The organism is Faecalibacter rhinopitheci, from assembly GCF_015234135.1.
Taxonomy (GTDB): domain Bacteria; phylum Bacteroidota; class Bacteroidia; order Flavobacteriales; family Weeksellaceae; genus Empedobacter; species Empedobacter rhinopitheci.
Window position 1 is genome coordinate 26889 of sequence record NZ_JADGIK010000002.1, and the last position, 20512, is coordinate 47400.

Below are 20512 nucleotides of genomic sequence, written 5' to 3' on the forward strand. Positions count from 1 at the left end.
CCAGAAATACTATATGTTCTGGCTTTCTAATATCAATCATTTTTTACTCTATTTTCAAAATTTATTTTTGCTCAAAATTTAATTTCTTGATTCGTCAATTCTTCTATATCTTATTGTTTATAGCCGTGATGGTACGCAGCGCGTTTACACCATTTACATTGCTATTTTATACACTAGACAAAGAAGTTTTTGTGGAATATTTATGTGTGAATACAGCTCATCCAGAATTGCATTGTGAAGGAAAATGTCAATTAAAGAAAATAGGTGATTTTTATGCTCACGAACATCACGAACAAGAAACCAAAATTGTTTATTTCCATATCTTTTGGATTGTAGATGACATTGCAGCAATATCATTGAATCATCCCTTTTCTTTCGTGCAGTATTCCCAATATTTTTACCAAGAATTCTATACTTCAACTTCTCTACCACTTGATTTTAAACCACCCATTGTGTGATGTTTTAACATTATGCAATTCAAAAATTTAAAATCAAATATCAATGAAAAAAATATATATTAGTTTTTTTTGTTGCACTTCGCTATTGGCTAAAGCGCAACAGAAGGACAGTATCTCTACATCTATAAATTTAGAAGAAGTTTCTATTTTTACTCATAAAAATTTATCTCCTGCTTTAGATCATCCGATCATTACAGCGGATGAAATTTTTGCAAAACAGCAAGAAATTCATTTGATCAAACGTAGTCAATATGCGATTGACCCTAGTTTTAGAGCTAATCAATACGAACAATTGAATGTACAATTGGATGGTGGAATAAAAGCGATGAATGCTTGTCCGAATCGAATGGATCCTATTACGACTCACTTATCCTTGAATCAGATTCAGGAAGTGGAATTAATTAAAGGACCATACTCCATGCGCTTTGGACCCGTTACGGGCGGAATTATTAATTTTATTTCTCATTCTTCCCAAAAGGAAAACGGATGGAATGGCGAATTGTCGACCGGTTTACAAAGTAATGGTTTAGGGCATACGACGCATGTACGCTTGGGTTATACCCATAACCGTTGGAATATCCAAGCTGGTTATAACTATCAAACTTTTGATCATTATCAAGATGGTCGAGGAACAACGATTCCAAGTGGCTATCGTTCACAAGATTATTTTACGAAAATCGGTTTTAGTACTAAAAATTTAAGTCGATATGAAATAGGCATTCAGCAACAATTTGGACGCGATATTGCTCACCCAACATTGCCAATGGATACGAGTTTTGATGATACTTCGATTCTACATTTTATCGGAAAAACCAAACTTTCGAATTCGAAATTACAAGAGCTTCAAACGCGTGCTTATGCTAGTTTTGTGGAGCATCAAATGCATAATTTAAATCGTCCAAATGCAAATATGATGCAAATGATTACCGATGTCGAAAGCCAAACGATAGGTGGTAAAATTGAAGGAATATGGCGAATACGTCAATTGCAATTATACACTGGATTCGATTGGTTTTATTTAGCCAGAGATGGACAGAAAGTGACACAAACGATGATGAATCATCAGTTTAGTACAAATGATATTTGGCAAAAAAGTATAAACACTAATTTGGGACTTTTTATACAAGGAAACTATCGTTTAAATGCAAAACATCAATTTGATTTTGGAGCACGAATTGATCGAAATCAATTAGAAATTCAGCATCCATCCGATTTATTTCTAAATTATTATTCCCATCTAAAACCAAACGATTACTTAGTAAGTGGAACGATTGGTTATGAATATTTGATACAGCCTCATCAAGCACTAAATTTTAAAGTTGGTAGAGGTGTACGAACAGGGGATATGATTGAACGTACAATTCATCTTCACCCTGTAGGAATTGACGGAGCCAACTATTTAGGAAATCCAGATTTATTGCCTGAAATTAACTATCAAATGGATTTAAGTTATAAAAATAGATTTGCAATTAATTTCTCTTGGTTGGATTATTTTTCATTCGAAATTATTGGTTATCAATCTTTTTTACAAAATTATATTGTTGCAAAATCAACACAAATTATACAGCATCAAAAAAACACTTCGGTAAAGCAATTTGTCAATATTGATTATGCTTATAAATTTGGATTCGATTTCAATTGGAATTTAACATTCAATACGCATTGGTCTTTAAACGGCTCGATGAATGCAATTTATACCAAAAATAAAGATTGGAATGAAGCAATAGCTTTAACCCCTCCATTCGAAAATCGAATCAACTTAGCCTATCGCAACCAATGGATGAATGCAACTTTAGAACATCAATACGTCGATCGTCAGCAACGTATCGCTACTTCTTTTGGCGAAAAAATATCCACAAGTTATCATTTAATCAATTTTAATTCGAGTTTTCAAATTGCAAAGCCGATAACTGTTGTATTTAAGATTGATAATATATTGAATCGATTTTATCAATCGCACCTAAACTTTAATTATAAAAATCAAGCAGATTTGCCTATAATGGAAAGAATGTCCAATCCGGGAAGGAATTTTAAGCTGTTAGTTAGATATTCTTTATAAACAAGTTAACCTAAAAGGTTAACTTGTTTATCTATTTCTAAGTTTACTCCCAAATACTCCTCCAATTCCCTCCAGGTAATGACTTGATGAGGTTGTTTATTGTAGTGTTTTTTGATTTGGTGATAAATGCGAAGGGATTGCTTATAACTTTTCTGGCGAAATTCGAACCTAAGCCAAAATTACTTTATTTCAGAGGGATTGAAAATCTAAATTACTTAGAGTCTCGATTGGGTAGCTTGAAATTTTTAAGAACATCTCTATTCTTTTGCAAAGATATAATGTATCTCTCTGAAAAAAAACCTAACCAATATTTGGTTAGGTTTAACAGTATTATTTTTTAATTTTAATCTACAATGTTAATTGGATTATTACATTGTAAATTTTCTGTATTTTTTAATAGTTTGACGTTACAGTAAATTCATTTACTCGACTAAATTGTATATCAAAATATATATCTATGATCTCAATTTGTTTATTTTAAAGTTCTTTAAGTACATTTCATAAAACTTAATCACTATAAGTCTTTGCGATTAAATGTTTTGAAGTTTTGTGAATTAACGGATTATAAAGCCGAAAACTTTCGGCTTAGAACATATGTAAGTCAACATTTAATGTGTACTAGTTTAATTTATACAAGCATAAAAAAGTTAAGCTTACCAATTTTTAATTTATTACCACTAATTAGCTTAATATTTAGGTATGGATCCATTATTTTCACTCCATCCATTTGAACAGCTCCACTTTCAATCAGCCTTCTAATTGCTGATTTACTTTCATTATTTTTTAATTTATGACATAATTCTACTAATGATATATCATCTTTATCTACGCTTAAAGATTCAATAGGAATTGGCTGAAATTCCTTCTCCTCAAATTTTTTATTTTGGAATTGATTACTAAAAAATTCTTCTGCTTGAATAGCATCAACGTGACTATGGTATTGACTAATTATATTTTTAGCAATTTCTTTCTTTATTTCCATTGGATTAGCTCCACTTCGTAATTTCACTTTTAATTCATTTTTCTGTTCTGAACTGAAATCTGTAGCCAAATCCAAAAATTCAGTCATTAAGTCATCTGGAATAGACATTGTTTTACCAAACATTTCATTTGGTTCATCTGTTAATCCAATGATATTGTTTAGTGATTTACTCATTTTTTCTTTTCCATCTAAACCTTTTAATAAAGGCATGCACATTACAATTTGGGGTGACTTATCATGAGCTTCTTGTAGCTGTCTTCCCATTGTACAATTAAATAATTGGTCTGTGCCGCCCATTTCAATATCAGCATTTATTTTGATAGAATCAAATCCTTGTAAAATTGGGTATACCAACTCGTGCATCGCAATAGGTGTATTTTCTGTAAAACGTTTATTAAAATCTTTGCGATGCATTAGTTGAGCAACGGTTACTTTTGATAACAGTTGAATAACATCAGAAAATGACAATTGGTCTAACCAATCTGAGTTAAACATAATTTCTGCTTTATCAACATCTATAATTTTAGAAAGTTGATTTAAGTATGTTTGCGCGTTGTGCTGAACATCATCAATAGACAATGGTTTTCTACTCTTGTTTTTACCTGTTGGATCACCAATTCTTGCGGTAAATGAACCTACTAGAATTACGATTTTATGCCCCAACTCTTGAAATTGTTTCAATTTTTTCAACACAACTGCATGGCCAAGATGTAAATCCGGAGCAGTAGGATCAAAACCTAATTTAATAACCAACTGACGATTTTCCGCTTCTGCTTGCTTCAATTTTTGTTCTAAACCATTTTCTGGTAAAATGATTTCAACACTATCTTTTAATTCATTAATTACTTTCATTTTTTTTAAAATAAAAAAGCCCGAGTGAAAACACTCGGGCTTGGGTTATATAATAATTACTTATTTATCTCTTAGTTATTCATAAAACTGATGAAGTAAGTACACGACCTTTCCGAGCAAATATTATGTAGTAATAATAAGTGCTGAAAAAAGGTACACGTAATATGTTGTTCATTTGTTTCATTCTATTTGCAAAGATAATAAATTATATTAATGCTTTTTTTTTATCGAATATAAGGTTTACAAGACAAAATTAAATGTTAATTTTGTCACATGAAGACATGGCTAATATTTTCTGTAGCTTTTTTATATATTTCGACATCTACACAGTTGTCGCAGTTGTATAAACTTCCTGTTTTCATAACACATTTTATCGAACATGATAAAGGTGGAGATTTCTTCAAAGAAATGAAAGTCTTTTTGGTGCATCATTATGGGGGACATGAGGTAGACGAAGATTGGGAAACAGATCAGAAATTACCTTTTATGAAGGTTGAAATTGCACACATCGATTTGGCTGCAATACCTAAATTTGTTTTCATTACTCCTTTTATATTGAAAGAAAAAATTGAAACTACTTTCGTCTATTTTGATGAAAATAATATCTATTCACACTATTTAAATTCTATTTGGCAACCGCCAAAACAAGCGTAAGTTTTATAAATCAATTATTTACTTTCTAATCAGAAAGTAAAAGTATTTCGCTATTTGATATTTTCAAGTGGCTGATAATCTAATTTATATAATTTCACGATGTTAAATAAAATCATTGATTTTTCAATCAAGAATAAATTCATCGTAGGTTTATTTACGTTCGCATTGTTAATCTATGGGATTTACGAAGCAACTAAATTACCTATGGATGCACAACCTGATATTACCTCTAATCAGGTACAAGTAATTACAGTTGCTCCGTCATTTGGAGCAGAGGATATTGAACGTTTAGTAACATTTCCTATCGAACAAGCCAATTCTAATATTGGCGGAATTTCTGAAATTCGTAGTTATTCGCGATTTGGTTTATCGTTAGTAACTATAGTTTTCGATGACGATACAGATGTTTTTTGGGCCCGTCAACAAGTGAGTGAACGTTTAGCTCAGGTTAAAAGTGAGATTCCTGAAGGTATTGGAGAACCTCAAATGGGACCAATTTCTACAGGTTTAGGAGAAATCTATCAATATGTTGTTCGTCCTGCTGATGGTTATGAATCCCAATACGACGAAACAGAATTGCGTACAATTCAAGATTGGATTGTACGTAGACAATTATTAGGAGTACCAGGTGTCGCTGATGTAAGTAGTTTTGGTGGTAAATTAAAACAATTCGAAATTGGAATTAATCCACAACAATTACAAGCATATAACTTAACAATTAACGATGTTTTCGAAGCTTTAAGTGCAAACAATCAAAATACAGGAGGAGCTTATATCGAAAAAGGACCGACTTCATTATTTATCCGTTCAGAAGGTTTAATCGGAAATATTGCAGATATAGAGAACATTGTTGTCAAACGTTCAGGAAGTGGCACGCCAATTTTAATGCGTGATGTTGCTGAAATCAAAACAGGTTTTGCAACTCGATATGGAGCGATGACGTATAACGATAAAGGTGAAGTTTCTGGTGCTATCGTTATGATGCTGAAAGGTGCTAATGCACAAGAAGTTGTTCAGAATGTACAGAAGAGAATCGAAGAAATCAAGAAAACTTTACCAGAAGGAGTTATTATCGAACCTTTCTTAGACCGCAAAAAAATGGTAGATAATACCATTTCTACTGTTGAAACTAACTTATTAGAAGGTGCTTTAATCGTCGTTTTTATACTAGTAATTTTCTTAGGAAATGCGAGAGCTGGAATTATTGTCGCTACTGTTATTCCTCTTTCATTACTTTTTGCCATCATTATGATGAACTTGTTTGGAGTTGGTGGAAACTTAATGAGTATGGGTGCTTTAGACTTTGGTTTAATCGTTGATGGAGCTGTAATTATTGTAGAAGCAGCTATGCATCAATTGGCTCATAGTAAAAAGTTTGGGCTAAACAATAAATTATCTCAAGCAGAGATGGATAAAACAGTTGGAGAATCTGCTAAAAAAATGGTGAATTCTGCTGTTTTTGGTCAGATTATTATCTTAATCGTTTATCTTCCAATTTTTAGTTTACAAGGCATCGAAGGTAAAATGTTCAAACCAATGGCGCAAACAGTTGCCTTTGCATTAGTAGGTGCCTTTATTTTATCCTTGACTTACGTACCGATGATGAGTAGTATTTTATTGAGTCGTAAAAAGAAAGAAAAACCAAACTTTTCAGATCGTGTAATGGCTAAAATTGAGGTTTTTCATCAAAAATATTTGATTAAAGCTTTAAAAGCGAGAACCATTATATTAACAATTGTTATTTCCTTATTTGCTGTTGCTGTATTTGTTATGTCACGACTTGGGGGTGAATTTATTCCAGCTTTAGAAGAAGGTGATTTCGCTGTTGAAGCACGAATTCTACCAGGAAGTAATATTTCTACAACTATTGAATACACAACAAAAGCAGCGAAAATTTTAAAAGAGCGTTTCCCTGAAGTTGAAATGGTGGTCACTAAAATTGGTAGTGGAGAAATTCCGACCGAACCAATGCCAATGGATGCAGGAGATATGATTATCGTTCTGAAACCGAAAAAAGAATGGATCTCTGCAACAACTTTTCCTGAATTATCAGAAAAGATGCAAAAAGAATTACAAGAAATTCCTGGTTTATCTGTGAGTTTTCAGTTCCCTGTGCAAATGCGCTTTAATGAGTTAATGACTGGTGCAAAACAGGATGTGGTGATTAAAATTTTCGGAGAAAATTTGGATAAATTAGTCGAAAACGCGCAGAAAATTGGTAAAATCATCAATTCTGTTGATGGGACAGATAATTTATACATCGAGCCTGTAAATGGAATTCCGCAAGTTGTAATTGAATTTAATCGTGCTATAATTGCTCAATACGGCTTATCCATAGGAGAAGCCAATCGAATCGTTAATATAGCTTTTGCTGGACAATCTACAGGTCAAGTTTTCGAAGGAGAAAAACGTTTTGATTTAGTGGTACGTTTAGCTCAAGATAAACGAGCAAATATCGAAGACATTAGAAATCTATTAATTCCAATGCCTTCAGGAACTCAAATTCCATTGCATCAATTAGCCAATGTAGTTTATAAAAATACCCCAAATCAAATCCAAAGAGAAGATGCTAAACGTCGTATTGTCATTGGATTCAATGTAAAAGGACGAGATATTGAGAGTGTAGTAAAAGAAGTACAACAAAAAGTAGATGCAAAAGTAAAATTACCTACAGGCTATTACACAACTTATGGCGGTGCATTTGAAAACTTAAATCAAGCGAAAGCCCGCTTAGGAATAGCTGTTCCAGTTGCTTTAGTTTTAATCTTTGTGTTATTATTCTTTGCCTTCAAATCAATCAAAGAAAGTTTATTAATCTATACTGCCATTCCATTATCGTCCATAGGAGGAATTTTATTCTTAGCTGCTCGTGATATGCCTTTTAGTATCAGTGCTGGTGTAGGATTTATCGCCTTATTTGGTATTGCGGTATTGAATGGTATTGTATTAATATCTGAATACAATCGTTTACGTGACCATGGAATTAAAAATACAACACGTATTGTAATTATGGGTACAAGAACACGTTTACGCCCGGTTTTGATGACTGCTGCTGTAGCCTCATTAGGTTTCCTACCAATGGCTTTAAGTAATGGGTCGGGTGCTGAAGTGCAACGTCCATTGGCAACAGTTGTAATTGGTGGTTTAATTGGAGCCACATTCTTAACCTTATTTGTCTTACCAATTTTATATGTAATGTTTGAACATATTCATTTTACAAAGAAACGTAGAAACAAAAAAGCAATTTCTACAATTATAATTATTGCTTTTGCATTCTTAGGAACTACAGCTAATGCACAAGAAAGAATGTCTTTTGTTGAGGTTGTGAAATTAGCAGAAGCGAATAATTTAGAATTAAAACAAGCCGAATTAAATACGTTATACCACGAAAAAAATGTATTTGCGAATCGATCATTAGATCCATTGGATATTTCGGCTGAGTTGGGACAAGTCAATTCGAATAAATTTGATAATAAAATTACGGTCGCTCAAAGTTTTCAGTTTCCTACGGTTTTCAAACGTTACAAAGCCTTAAACGAACAAATGATTAATGCATCGAAAGCGAATGAAAAATTAACGAAAATTGAAATTAAGCAACGTTTAGCAAATGTTTATGTGTTGATGCAGAATTTCGAAGCTCAACAAGAATTACTAAAAGAAAACGAATCGATTTATCAGCAATTTTTAGATAAGGCGAACTTACGTTTAAAGAAAGGCGAGTCCAATAGAAGTGAAGTATCTACTGCAATTATTCAATTAAAATCGATTCAAATTCAAATCAAATTAATTGAAACAGAATTAGAAAACTTATCCCGTCAAATACAATATTTAACCAATACTTCGATAAAGATTTATCCAATCCAATCGGATATCAATTGGTATGAGTTGAATAATTTAACTGTTTCTACTAATCATCCAATTTTGAGATTAGCAGAAGAAAATATTCAAACCTCAACTTTAGAAACTGAAGTTGAGAAGTCGAAGAAAATTCCGACAATTTCTCTTGGTTATTCTAATCAAAGTTTTTCGGATTTAGATCAAAATCGATACAATTCATTCCAAATAGGTGTTGGATTACCCCTTTTTAATCGTGGAATAAATTCATCAATTGAAGCATCAAAAATTAAAGTGGATATCGCAAAACAAAATTATAATTTGCAACAAACGAAGATGCAACAGGATTTTGATATGTTAAACAATCAAATTAAATCCTATGATGAAATTGTTTCAGATTTTGAACAATCACAAATACCTGCTTCAACTGATTTACAAAAAACGATTAATCGTCAATTATTAGAAGGCGAGATTAACTTTTTGGATTGGGTGATTTTAAATAATCAAATCATCGAGGTGAAAACCAAATTTTTGGAAGCAAAAAACTTACGCGAACAGGCAAATGCCGCAATGACTTATTTTACTGCACAATAATGAAAAAATATATCGTATTAATTTGTACAACTTTACTTGTCATGAGTTGTAGCAAAAAAGAAACAAAAATCGAAGAAACGGAACAAGTAGCGACAGACACTTCCATTTTAAAGTTAACTGATGCGCAATTGAAAAATTTTGTGTTGGATACATCAACTTTTCAAAACCAAAATTTACCCACAACTATTCGTCTAAATGCGAAAACCGAAGTTACGCCTCAAAATACGGTTTCAATTACCAATCCTTTCGGTGGATATGTGAAAAAAATTGCTTTGATACCTGGTAATTATGTAAAAAAAGGACAAGTGATTGTGGTGTTAGAAGATCCACAATATATCCAAACGCAAGAGGAATATTTAACAACCAAAGCCTTGTTGGAGCAAGCCAGTGCCGATTACGTTCGTCAAAAAGATTTGAATGCTGATAAAACAGCAAGTGATAAAGTGATGCAGCAAGCGAAAGCGACTCAGCAAACTTTATTGATAAAAAAACGTTCGTTAGAAGAGAAATTAAAATTAATGAACATCAATCCTTCTTCGGTTTCTCTATCGAATATTCGCCGAACAATTAATGTATATGCACCGATGAGTGGAATGGTGAGCGAAGTTTTTGCCAATTTAGGACAATATGTTTCACCAGCCGAAGCGATGTTGGAAATCATTAATCCAAATACCTCTTTATTAAATGTAAAAGTTTTTGAAAAAGATTTAGGGAGTGTACAGATTGGTCAATATCTAAAAGCTTACACCAATGCTAATCCGGAACAAAAATTAACGGCTCAAATTTCTTCGATTTCAAATCAAGTGAATCAAGATGGTACCGTAGATGTATTTGCTCGTATTACAAATCCAAATGGGATTAGAATGACGGTTAATATGTATTTTAATGTGGAATTAGAGGTAAATTCTTTACAGGTAAATGTTTTACCTGAAGATGCTGTGGTACATTACGAAGGAAAAGATTATGTTTTTGAACTTCAAAGTAAAAATCAATTCAAATTAATTCCAGTTACGATTGGAACTTCAGCGAATAAAATGGTTGAAATTAAAACTCCATCCAATTCAGGAAAAATATATGTTACTAAAGGAGCATATAATCTACTAAATGCGATGAAAAATAGTGGTGAGGAACAATAAAATAGTATTTATTCTTACATTTTAGCTCTTCGAAAGAAGAGCTTTTTTATTTCCCATCTCTTTCCCATTTCTTTCCAAGTAATGATTTGATGAGTTTGTTTGTTGTAATATACTTTGATTTGGTTATAGAAGGTTGTTTTTTGAAAGTACTGCTATTGGAAAGATTAGCTCGGATCTCTTATTTCAATTTATGTATAAAATGAACTTCTTTTATGCATTATAAAGGTATTAAATCTATCGTTCTTCTTCTGTTTCACTTAGCCAAAATTTGGTTAGGTTTTAGAATATGATAAAAAAAAACCCTCATCTGAACAACAAACGAGGGATTAATCACATTAATATTATTGGTATTTCTTATCCTTGCGATAGGTATAATAAAACACCGTTGGTAAGACTGTAAACGATAAGATTAAACAGAATAGTAATCCTCCAACAATCATGATCGCTAAAGGTTTTTGAATTTCAGAACCCATTCCTGTGGATAAGGCTGCTGGTAGTAATCCTAATGACCCCATTAAGGCAATCATCAGGATCGATCTGATACGACTTTTAACGCCTAACGTTATCGCTTTTATCAAAGGATATTCTTTTAAGTTTTCCTTCATCACCGCAATCAAAATAATACCGTTGATGGTATTCACTCCAAAAAGAATAATCAACCCAATACCAGCTGAAATACCAAATATAGTATTCGTAATCCATAAAGATAGAAAACCACCAATGAAAGCAAATGGAATGGTAATGGAAGCGATAGCGGTATCTTTCATATTGCCAAAGTTGCTATACAATAATAATAGAATTAACACCAAAGAAATAGGAATTACGGTCATCAATTGTTTAGAAGCACGCTCTTTACTTTCGAACTCACCCGCCCATTCCATATAATTTTCTTTTGGCAACTGTACATTTTTTGCTACCACTAGTTTTGCTTCTGCAATTGTAGATCCTAAATCACGACCTTCGATGCTAAATCCTACACCAATGTAACGGCTGTTCCCTTCACGATAAATAAATGCAGGCCCAGTTTTATACCCAACGGTTGCAATTTCTTGTAAAGGAACATTTTGTCCGTTGCTTGTTGGAATCAGAATATTTCCAATTTTTTCTGGCGAATCTCTATATGCTTCTTCGAAACGTAAAATTACATCAAACTGGCGATCGTTTTCATAGAACTTTGTTGCTGCTTGTCCGCCAATAGTCATTTCAATTACAGCCTGTACATCGGCTGTACTGATACCATATCGTGCCATTTTATTATCGTGTAACTGAATTTTAAGCTCAGGTAACCCGATGTTTTTATAGACATTAATATCTGTAATACCTTGTACTTTCTCGATAGATTTTGCGACTTTGTTCGCATAACGTTCTAAATCGTATAAATCGTCTCCGAAAATTTTAATCACCAAAGAACTTTTAACACCAGCGACATATTCTTCAACATTATCTTGGATTGGTTGAGAAAAGCCAAATGTAATTCCAGGATAATTCGCCAATTTATTACGCATTTCTTGAATAATTTCATCTTTATTAATCGTACGTTTCCAATCCACGGGATCTTTTAATTGGATATTAAATTCGATATTAAAGAAACCTGTTGGATCTGTACCGTCATTTGGTCGACCTGTTTGCGTTAGAATAAAATCAATTTCATCCGCATCTTTCATTAAAAGCGTTTTCATTTCTTTGGTTAAGCGATTAGATTCTTGCAAGTTGATACTATTGGGTAACGTGGCTCTTACGTAAATAGAACCTTCGTTTAATTGCGGTAAAAATTCTGAACCATAGTTCATAAACTTCACACTACATAATGCCAAAATTCCAATGAAAATAGCAAGTGTAATCTTCTTAGCGCGAAAAGAAATATCAAACAACTTAAAAATGATTTTTGAAAAGAATTTAGAAATAAAGTTTTCTTTCTCTTCTATATTTTTTGTGAATAATAATTTACACATTGCAGGAACATAGGTCAAACTTAAGATTAATGAACCCATTAATGCATATCCTAATGTAAACGCCAGTGGTGTAAACATTTTGCCTTCTACTTTCTGAAACGAGAAAATAGGTAGAAGTGCAACGATTAAAATAATTAAGGCAAAGAAAATATAAGAAGCGACACTTCCGGCACTTTTCTTAATCACACCCATTTTGCTCATTTTAGCAAATCGTTCGGGTCCTACTTTGCGCTGCATCGTGGCTAATGCCACAAAGACCGTTTCTACGATGACTAATGTTCCTTCTAAAAGCAATCCAAAATCTAAAGCTCCCATCGAAATTAAATTGGCGGGTAATCCTTGAATTTTTAGCATAATAATCGCAAATAAAAAGGCCAATGGTATAACAGAAGCAACGATGAACGTCGATTTCCAATTATATAAGAAAATGAACACAATTAATGATACTAATAATACACCTTCTATAATATTTTTAGCGACTGTTTTTACCGTATTATCTACCAATTTAGTACGATCGACAACAGTTTCAATTTTTACATTATCAGGTAAGGTACGTTCATTTAATTCTTCGATTTTCAATTTTAAATTGCCAATAACTTCTGATGGATTTTCTCCACGAAGCATGATAACAATTCCTTCAACCAAATCGTCATGCTCATTGAATCCTACTTGTCCTAAACGTGGTTTACTAGAAACCACGACCTCGGCTACATTTTTAATTAAGATGGGTGTAGAACCGTTTAATTTTACGGTAATATTTCCTATATCTTCAATTTTATCTAATAAACCCACTCCACGTACCACATATGCTTGATCGCCTTGCTGAATGACATCTCCACCAACGTTGATATTTGATTTTGATACAGCTTCATAAACATCTAAAGGCGATAAATCATAATTCTTTAATTCAGTCGGATTAATTTTGATTTCGTATGTTTTTTCTTCCCCTCCAAATGTCACCACATCTGCAACTCCTGGAACAGAAAGTAATTCACGTTCAATCACCCAATCTTGTACCGCTTTTACTTCTTTGATGGGCAAATCACTTTTGATGACATAACGGAAAATTTCTCCCGTAGCACCCGAAGGAGGCTCAATCGATGCATCGGCTCCTTGAGGCAAATCCACACCATTCAATTTATTGGATACATATTGCTGGGCATAAAAATCATCCACTCCATCTTCAAATTGAACGGTAACCACTGACAATCCAAACAAAGAAATGGAACGAATATTTGATTTGTGTGGAATACTGTTCATCACTTTAGAAATAGGTAAAGTGACTAATTTTTCCATTTCTTCGGCACTACGTCCTGGCCATTGCGTAATAATACGGGCTCTGGTATTGGTTACATCAGGAAAAGCTTCGATTGGTGTATGTTTTAAAGCATAAATACCACCAAATAGAAGTGCCAAAGTTGCAAACAAAACGAGTGTGGTGTTTCGTAATGAAAACGTAACTATAGCTTGTACTAACTTTTGCATTTGCTTATTTATTTAATTGTTCCACCAATAACAAAGCATTGGATGTAATGATTTTTTCGTTTTTCATAAACTTTTCCTCAACAAACGTGTGGGTTGTATTAGAACCGATTGGAGTAATTTTACGTACCTCCATTGTGCAATCATCTTTATATATGACTACATATTCTTTATTGTTTTCAAAAACTTTAGCTTTGTTTGGAATCGCGAATGCAGTACCGATGACATTTTCTTTATCTATGATGATGTCTGCACTTAAACCTGGCATCAAATTCAAATCGTGATTTTCTAATATTACTCTTGCTTTTATCACGTGTTCATTATCATCAAATACATTGTATATCTTATCGATTCTACCAGTGTACACACGATCAGGAAAAGCCACCGTTTTTACTTGTACGTGATCTCCATTTTTAACGTATTTTAAATTGCTGGCATAAATATTTACCATCACCCAAACTTGTTTTAAGTTGGAAATCGAAAATAAGGGATCGCTTGTATCTGTATCAATCGATTGACCAGTACTTATTTTTTTCTGAACGATATATCCATTTTTAGGTGCTAAAATTTGAAATAATCCATTGCCTATGGCACGATACATTTTTAATGTCGCATTAATCTTTTCTAATTCGAAACTTGCTGCTTTGTATTCATATTCTAAGGCAGATACTTCTGGTTGAGAAGCCATACCATCTTTCAACAATTCTTTTTTCGACTGTATTTGTTTGCGGTATAGTTCCATTTGATTTTGATAATAATTACGTTGTTGGCTTAGTTCAACTACTTCCGTTGATTTTACCGTTGCTAAAACTTGTCCTTGACGAACAAAATCGCCCAACTCAAAATTGACTTGATTAACAGCACCACGCAATAAACTCTTATAAGCCACCAAATCATTTTCGTTGTATTCAACTTTTCCGGTAAGTGTTAACTGTTCGTGAATAGGTTGTTCTGATATGGTTTCAATCTTAGTCGATTTTTTTAATTGCTCATTCAAACAAAAAATCTCTTTTTTATCGACTTCAACAGGTTGTTCTTCTTTTTTATTACAGCTTATTAAGGTTAAAATAAAGGCTGCAAAAATGTATATTGATCTATTCATATGATTAAAAATCTTTTCCTACGATGTATTGTAATTCTTCTAAAGTGTTGTAATAGGTTTGTTCTATTGCTAAAAAAGACTGGTTGGCTTCGCGATAAGCTTGTGTAAAGTCGATTAACTCGAGTAATGAAACTTGTTTGTTTTGCAAATGTTTTTTGTAATTATCCAGCATATGCTTTTGAGCAGTTACCTGATTTATGGGCCAATTGTTTAAAATTTGTTCCATTCGAACCAATTGATTTTGTAAATGAGAAATGGATTGTTGCAGATAATTTTCAGCCGTTTTATAATTCGTTTTTTGTTGATCAATGGTGATTTGAGCCGCTTTAATGTTTCCTTTGTTGGTATTGAAAATGGGTAGATCAAAACTTACCCCTACCCCTACAAAATCTCGCATAATATTTCCTCCACGATCATAATTGATTTGGAGCATTAGATCAGTTTTTTTTTGAGCAATCTCTAATTCTAGTTGCTTGTTTAATTTTGCTTGCTCGTTGTCTAAACGTTTTAAGCCAATGTTTTGCTTTTGAGCAATTTCTAAAAGATTGATCGGTAATTGTTGCGCATATTGAGAAGGCTTTGATGAGAAGGCCAATTGATACATTTCCAATTGATCATTGTGCGTTAAAATCCGCAATTGATTCAAGGACTGCATACGTTCGTTCTCTAAGTCGATTTGCTCTTTTTGTAGAGCGATTAATTCGGTTTGAATGCGATAAAATTCTGAGGTTGGAATATTTTTTAATTGCGCTTGACGTTGGTAGTTCTCGTTCATTTGTTGATACAATTGAACGATTTCTTGCAATTGTTTTTCTTCTTGGTTTATACGCTTCAGATTATGGTAGATCATACGCAACTCCTTACGCAGTTCTCGTAAAATTTCTTCATAATCAAAAGCAGCAGCAGTTTGTTCTAATTGTTTAAGTGCAACACGTTTTTTTCGCTTGCCAGCAGTTTCAATTAATTGTTCTAATTCAACAGCAACTTGTTGATTTTGTCCGTATTTACCAAATAAATAAGGTTGTTGCTCGATGTTGTAGGATTTCCAGAGATTGACTTCCGAGATGGATAACGTAGGATTAGGCCATAATTTTTCTTGAATAATTTCAGCGTGCGATTTATCCACATTAAACTTCGAGGCTAAAAGCTGTGTGTTATTAAGAATAAATTGGTTTTCAAGATCATTTAAAGTATATGATTGTGCCTGCGTACTAACTGTAGCAGACAATATTACAATAGGAATTAAAAGCTGTTTCATTTCTAGTATTTTACAACGACAAAACTAGAAACCAAACATTAGAGCGGGTTTTAAGGTAGATTAGAAAACGATTAGAATTTGTTTAAAATATTAAACGCATTACGCTTCCTTTGGGATGATTGGGAAGAATATCTAATTGGATGTGATGTATTTTGAAAATAATATCTGCAATAGATAATCCAATCCCTTTGCCTTGGTACATATTTGTATTTTTACCGCGGAAGAAATTTTGTCGAATATGTGGTAAATCAGTTGGATCAATACCTATTCCGGTATCAATAATATCTAAAACCAAATTTTCATTTACTAGTTTAAATTGAATTTGAACTTGTTGATTATTGGAATATTTTATCGCATTTGAAATAAGATTTCCTATCGCTAAATTAAGTAATTGCGTATTTCCATTGATGGTTAATAATTGGTCGTTTTTAACATCCAATGCTACGTTAATATCCGCTTGATGATAAACAATTTGGTTTTCGATGATTTCCCAAATCACTTCATCAATACGAATCGGAATTAACTCGAAATTAGTTTTTGCGCCAGACAATAGCATCATCTGATCAATTGTATCTTGTAAATCGGTCGTGTATTGTTTTAACTGATCCAAAGCGGCTTGGTATTCTTGATTAGATCGTTCTTTTTGATTGGTAACTTCCAACGTTCCCATAAGTGCAGCAATGGGCGTACGTAACTCGTGAGAAACGTAATCGATAAAATTCTTTTGAACATCAAACGTTTGAGCGACTTGATTAATAAATCGATTATAAGTTGTCGATAAATCCTGAATTTCGGTATAGGAATGTTTTAATGTAATAGGTTCATTAAAATTAAAACTGTTTCTATTTTTGATTTGTCGTATGAAATGATTGATTGGCTGGTAAGCGATATACCCTAAATATTGAGAAAATATATAGATAATTGCAAAACCAATAACCGAAACAATACTCAAAATTTGTAATAATGAGCTCATTTGATCATTAAATTCACTTTTTGGTTCGCGAGCAACAATTACAAAATCACCTTGATTATCATTATAAAGAATTCCGTTATAAAAGTAAGCATTCGTATGAAAAGATGCTTGTAAATCGTGTTTAACCTGTGCTAAGAAATCACCAGAAATGCTAGTATCTTCTTGCATTTCACCATTAACTTGTAGATTATCTAAATTGAATACAGCAATGTTTTTACGAGAAATTGTTTTTAAAAGTTTGTTTTTAATATTCTCATGTTCACTAAAAGGTAACTCATCTTGTTCTAAATAATAAATAGCGGCAAGAAGGGATTTACTTTCCAATGTATTCATTTCCTTTTTTTCCATGGTTGAATAAAATGTGAAGTAAATAATCGTTGAAACAATGATAAAAATTATTCCAAAAATGAAAGCAGAATATAAGGAAAGTCGATCTTTTAATTTCATCTTACTCTTCTAATTTAAACATATATCCAACACCTTTTACCGTTAAAATATAACGTTCTTTCGTTTCGATTTTATTTCTTAAATATGAAATATATACATCAACAACGTTGGTGTGATTTTCAAAACTTATACCCCAGACTGCATTTAGTATTTGAATACGAGATACTGCTTTATTTGCATTGTCGATTAAATACGCTAATAGTTTAAATTCTTTTGGTGAAAGTGTAATATCTTCATGGTCAATTTTCACTTGATATTGTTCTAAATCAATAATTAAATGACCATACTGAACAACAGAAGAACGTTCTTCTTGTACTGCATATTGATTTCTACGGGTTAATGCATTAATCCTAGCCAGTAATTCGTCAAAATGAAAAGGTTTTGTTAAATAATCATCCGCACCAAAATCCAAAGCATTAATTTTATCTTGTACAGTTCCTAAAGCTGTCAGCATTAAAATAGGTGTATAGATTTTTTTATAACGAAGTGTTTGAATCAACTGCATACCGTCCATTCCAGGCAACATAATATCACAGATGATAATATCAAAAGAAATCTGTAAATAACTGGCTAGCATTTCTTCCGCAGTTTTGCATAAGGTTACAAAATGACCATTTTCTTCTAAACCCTTGATTAGAAAATTACTTATTCGTTTATCATCTTCAATTAATAGTATTTGCATTTGAAAACCTTTTTACAAAATTAGAAATTATAAGGGTACAAATCTTGAACTCCAATGATTCTAATCCAATTTTAATGTAATCCCCAAATACTCTCCCAACTCTTCCCATGTAACAATCTGATGAGGTTGTTTATTGTAATGCGCTTTGATTTTGTTATAGATGCGAAGGGATTGCCTATAACTTTTCTGGCGGGATTCGAACCTACGCCAATATTCCTTTATTTCAGAGGGATTGAAAATCTGTTTTATCAAATGGTCTCGATTTGGTCTCTACCATTCTTTAAAGAACATCTTTATTATTTTGCAAAGATACAACCTATCTATTTGAAAAAGAAAAACCTAACTAATATTTAGTTAGGTTTAATTATATTATTTATATAAAATATGCTTTATAAGTTTAACATTCTTTACACTTAATATATAGTTAAATTAAACTTTAGACTCTGTTTTTTAATTATTTATTATTCTCTATAAAAGTTCATTTCTATCGGGAATAAAATTTCAGGGTTATAATTTTTATTAATTTTAATACCAGGAGCATTTTTTATATTACTTATTTTAATTTGATTATTACTGATATAAGTTAATGTACCCTCTATATTTTTATTATTATGTACAATGACTACTTTCGCATTATTTGGTGTGTTTACACTACTTGTTCTACCGATAAGAGTAGATTTTTTATCAGAATGTTTAGTATTATTAAATTGTATAGAATTTTCTATAACATTATTATTTATAATTAATTTATGAAATCCTACAAGAGCATCCATTTTAAAGTATGATCCTGTTGAAATTTGAATATTTTCTTTTTTAATATATAATGTTAACTCTTTATTATCTGATCTCCATTTCCATGTACCTACAAATTTATTTATATTATTGTCTATTATATTATCACCCGTTTGAGCTATTACAGTATTTTGAGCTTTACATATGTTTAATCCTACTATTAAACATAAAGTTGTTATTAATATTTTGTACATAATTAACCTATTTACAATCTTCTTTAATTATTTTTCCATTTTTATCAACTGATAATTTCTTCCAATTTTCAGAATTAGAATCTCCTTCTACTAATCCTAGTCCAGTATTATTTGCATTTAAAAAATTTAAAAAATTCTTAAGATTTTCAGATGCATTATTTGTTTCATTTATATTATAGAGTGAACCATAAATTAAATTTAAGGCATTCTGAGCTGTAACATCAAGGTCTCTATTTGTTATATATAAGTTTGAGAAATTAGTGAATTTTGCGGGATTATCAATAGTTAAAAAATACTGATTGTTACCTGTAACCAAACCCATCAAAAATTTATTAGTATCTTTAATTAATCCTAAACTATATAATTTTACTAATGATAAAATATCATCAGGAGAATAAATAGATAGTAATCCATTATAATGTGAGTGTAAAAAACCATCAATAGGTGAATCCACATTAACACATTAATGATTGCTTCATTTTCTAATCCAGAAACTGATACATAATCTATATTTCCATTACTTGTTTCATTAAGAATGATATCCATATTCTTTATTTCCTGAAACTGTATTTTTGAGATTATCTCTCATCAATTCTTTAACCTTATTACTTTTCCCTAGTGGTTTTATAATTTCACATGGATTTTTAGGCGTGCTAGGAGCACTTCCTCCTCCAATAAGTGGTTCTATATATTCACAATCTTCATATATAGAACATCCGCCACCGCCGCCGTTATCTCCTCCCCAACCTGGATAGCCACCTCCTCCGCCAGGATGAGGGGTAATTGTAGGACCTTCTAATTCACAAGGTTTGACCTTCAAAACCACAATCAAAACCACCAATTTTGTTTTGTAGCTTAGAGTTTAAAGTTAAATTATATCTATTTTGAAATTCTACAACATTCTTTTTGTAAAAGTTTGAATTTTCATTGAAAGTATAAATTTGTAAATCTGAATTGTCTTTATTTAAATTAAGAATGATAAAACCATTTATTTTCTTTTCTTTTATTTTAGGAAATGTAATCCATTTGTCACCATTAGCATTTTCCATTAATTTGTAAAT

General features: G+C 31.9%; 15 protein-coding genes. 5 read left to right on the forward strand and 10 right to left on the reverse strand.

Annotation, left to right across the window (positions count from 1 at the left end):
- Positions 1-86: 86 nt before the first annotated feature.
- Complete coding sequence (locus IM532_RS02865; RefSeq protein ID WP_194181948.1) at positions 87-458, forward strand: hypothetical protein; 372 nt, start codon at positions 87-89, stop codon at positions 456-458.
- 43 nt (positions 459-501) lie between these two features.
- Complete coding sequence (locus IM532_RS02870) at positions 502-2517, forward strand: TonB-dependent receptor domain-containing protein (RefSeq protein WP_194181949.1); 2016 nt, start codon at positions 502-504, stop codon at positions 2515-2517.
- Positions 2518-3145: 628 nt separating this feature from the next.
- Here IM532_RS02870 and tyrS read toward each other — a convergent pair.
- Entirely contained in the window at positions 3146-4351 is a 1206-nt protein-coding gene (tyrS, locus tag IM532_RS02875; protein WP_194181950.1) for a tyrosine--tRNA ligase, read from the reverse strand.
- Positions 4352-4624: 273 nt separating this feature from the next.
- Here tyrS and IM532_RS02880 point away from each other — a divergent pair, with 273 nt between their 5' ends.
- The 3 genes from IM532_RS02880 (at position 4625) to IM532_RS02890 (ending at position 10569) form a co-directional block, all read left to right on the forward strand.
- The gene (locus IM532_RS02880; RefSeq protein ID WP_194181951.1) at positions 4625-5005 is read left to right on the forward strand and encodes a hypothetical protein; all 381 of its coding nucleotides are present in this window, start codon (positions 4625-4627) and stop codon (positions 5003-5005) included.
- 99 nt (positions 5006-5104) lie between these two features.
- On the forward strand, positions 5105-9433 hold the full coding sequence (locus tag IM532_RS02885; RefSeq protein WP_194181952.1) for a CusA/CzcA family heavy metal efflux RND transporter: 4329 nt from the start codon (positions 5105-5107) through the stop codon (positions 9431-9433).
- Entirely contained in the window at positions 9433-10569 is a 1137-nt protein-coding gene (locus tag IM532_RS02890; protein WP_194181953.1) for an efflux RND transporter periplasmic adaptor subunit, read from the forward strand. The genes IM532_RS02885 and IM532_RS02890 overlap by 1 nt, the downstream gene beginning before the upstream one ends.
- A 341-nt stretch (positions 10570-10910) precedes the next feature.
- On the opposite strand, the gene IM532_RS02895 is transcribed toward IM532_RS02890, so the two are convergent.
- The 9 genes from IM532_RS02895 to IM532_RS02935 all read right to left on the reverse strand — a co-directional run bounded on the left by IM532_RS02895 (position 10911) and on the right by IM532_RS02935 (position 20500).
- Positions 10911-14006: an efflux RND transporter permease subunit gene (locus IM532_RS02895; protein ID WP_194181954.1), complete on the reverse strand. Its 3096-nt coding sequence runs from the start codon at positions 14004-14006 to the stop codon at positions 10911-10913.
- A 4-nt stretch (positions 14007-14010) separates the two neighbouring features.
- Complete coding sequence (locus IM532_RS02900; protein WP_194181955.1) at positions 14011-15105, reverse strand: efflux RND transporter periplasmic adaptor subunit; 1095 nt, start codon at positions 15103-15105, stop codon at positions 14011-14013.
- Between the two features lie 4 nt (positions 15106-15109).
- Positions 15110-16363, reverse strand: a complete 1254-nt coding sequence (locus tag IM532_RS02905; protein WP_194181956.1) for a TolC family protein — start codon at positions 16361-16363, stop codon at positions 15110-15112.
- Between the two features lie 82 nt (positions 16364-16445).
- Positions 16446-17783, reverse strand: coding sequence for a HAMP domain-containing sensor histidine kinase (locus IM532_RS02910; RefSeq protein WP_194181957.1), 1338 nt, complete (start codon positions 17781-17783; stop codon positions 16446-16448).
- 1 nt (position 17784) lies between these two features.
- Positions 17785-18465, reverse strand: coding sequence for a response regulator transcription factor (locus tag IM532_RS02915; protein ID WP_194181958.1), 681 nt, complete (start codon positions 18463-18465; stop codon positions 17785-17787).
- A gap of 461 nt (positions 18466-18926) precedes the next feature.
- Positions 18927-19451, reverse strand: a complete 525-nt coding sequence (locus tag IM532_RS02920) for a DUF6705 family protein (RefSeq protein ID WP_194181959.1) — start codon at positions 19449-19451, stop codon at positions 18927-18929.
- Between the two features lie 7 nt (positions 19452-19458).
- Entirely contained in the window at positions 19459-19905 is a 447-nt protein-coding gene (locus tag IM532_RS02925) for a hypothetical protein (RefSeq protein WP_194181960.1), read from the reverse strand.
- A gap of 75 nt (positions 19906-19980) precedes the next feature.
- A complete protein-coding gene (locus IM532_RS02930) occupies positions 19981-20283 on the reverse strand; it encodes a hypothetical protein (protein ID WP_194181961.1) in 303 nt (100 codons plus the stop codon).
- Positions 20252-20500, reverse strand: a complete 249-nt coding sequence (locus IM532_RS02935; RefSeq protein WP_194181962.1) for a hypothetical protein — start codon at positions 20498-20500, stop codon at positions 20252-20254. The genes IM532_RS02930 and IM532_RS02935 overlap by 32 nt, the downstream gene beginning before the upstream one ends.
- Positions 20501-20512: the final 12 nt, after the last annotated feature.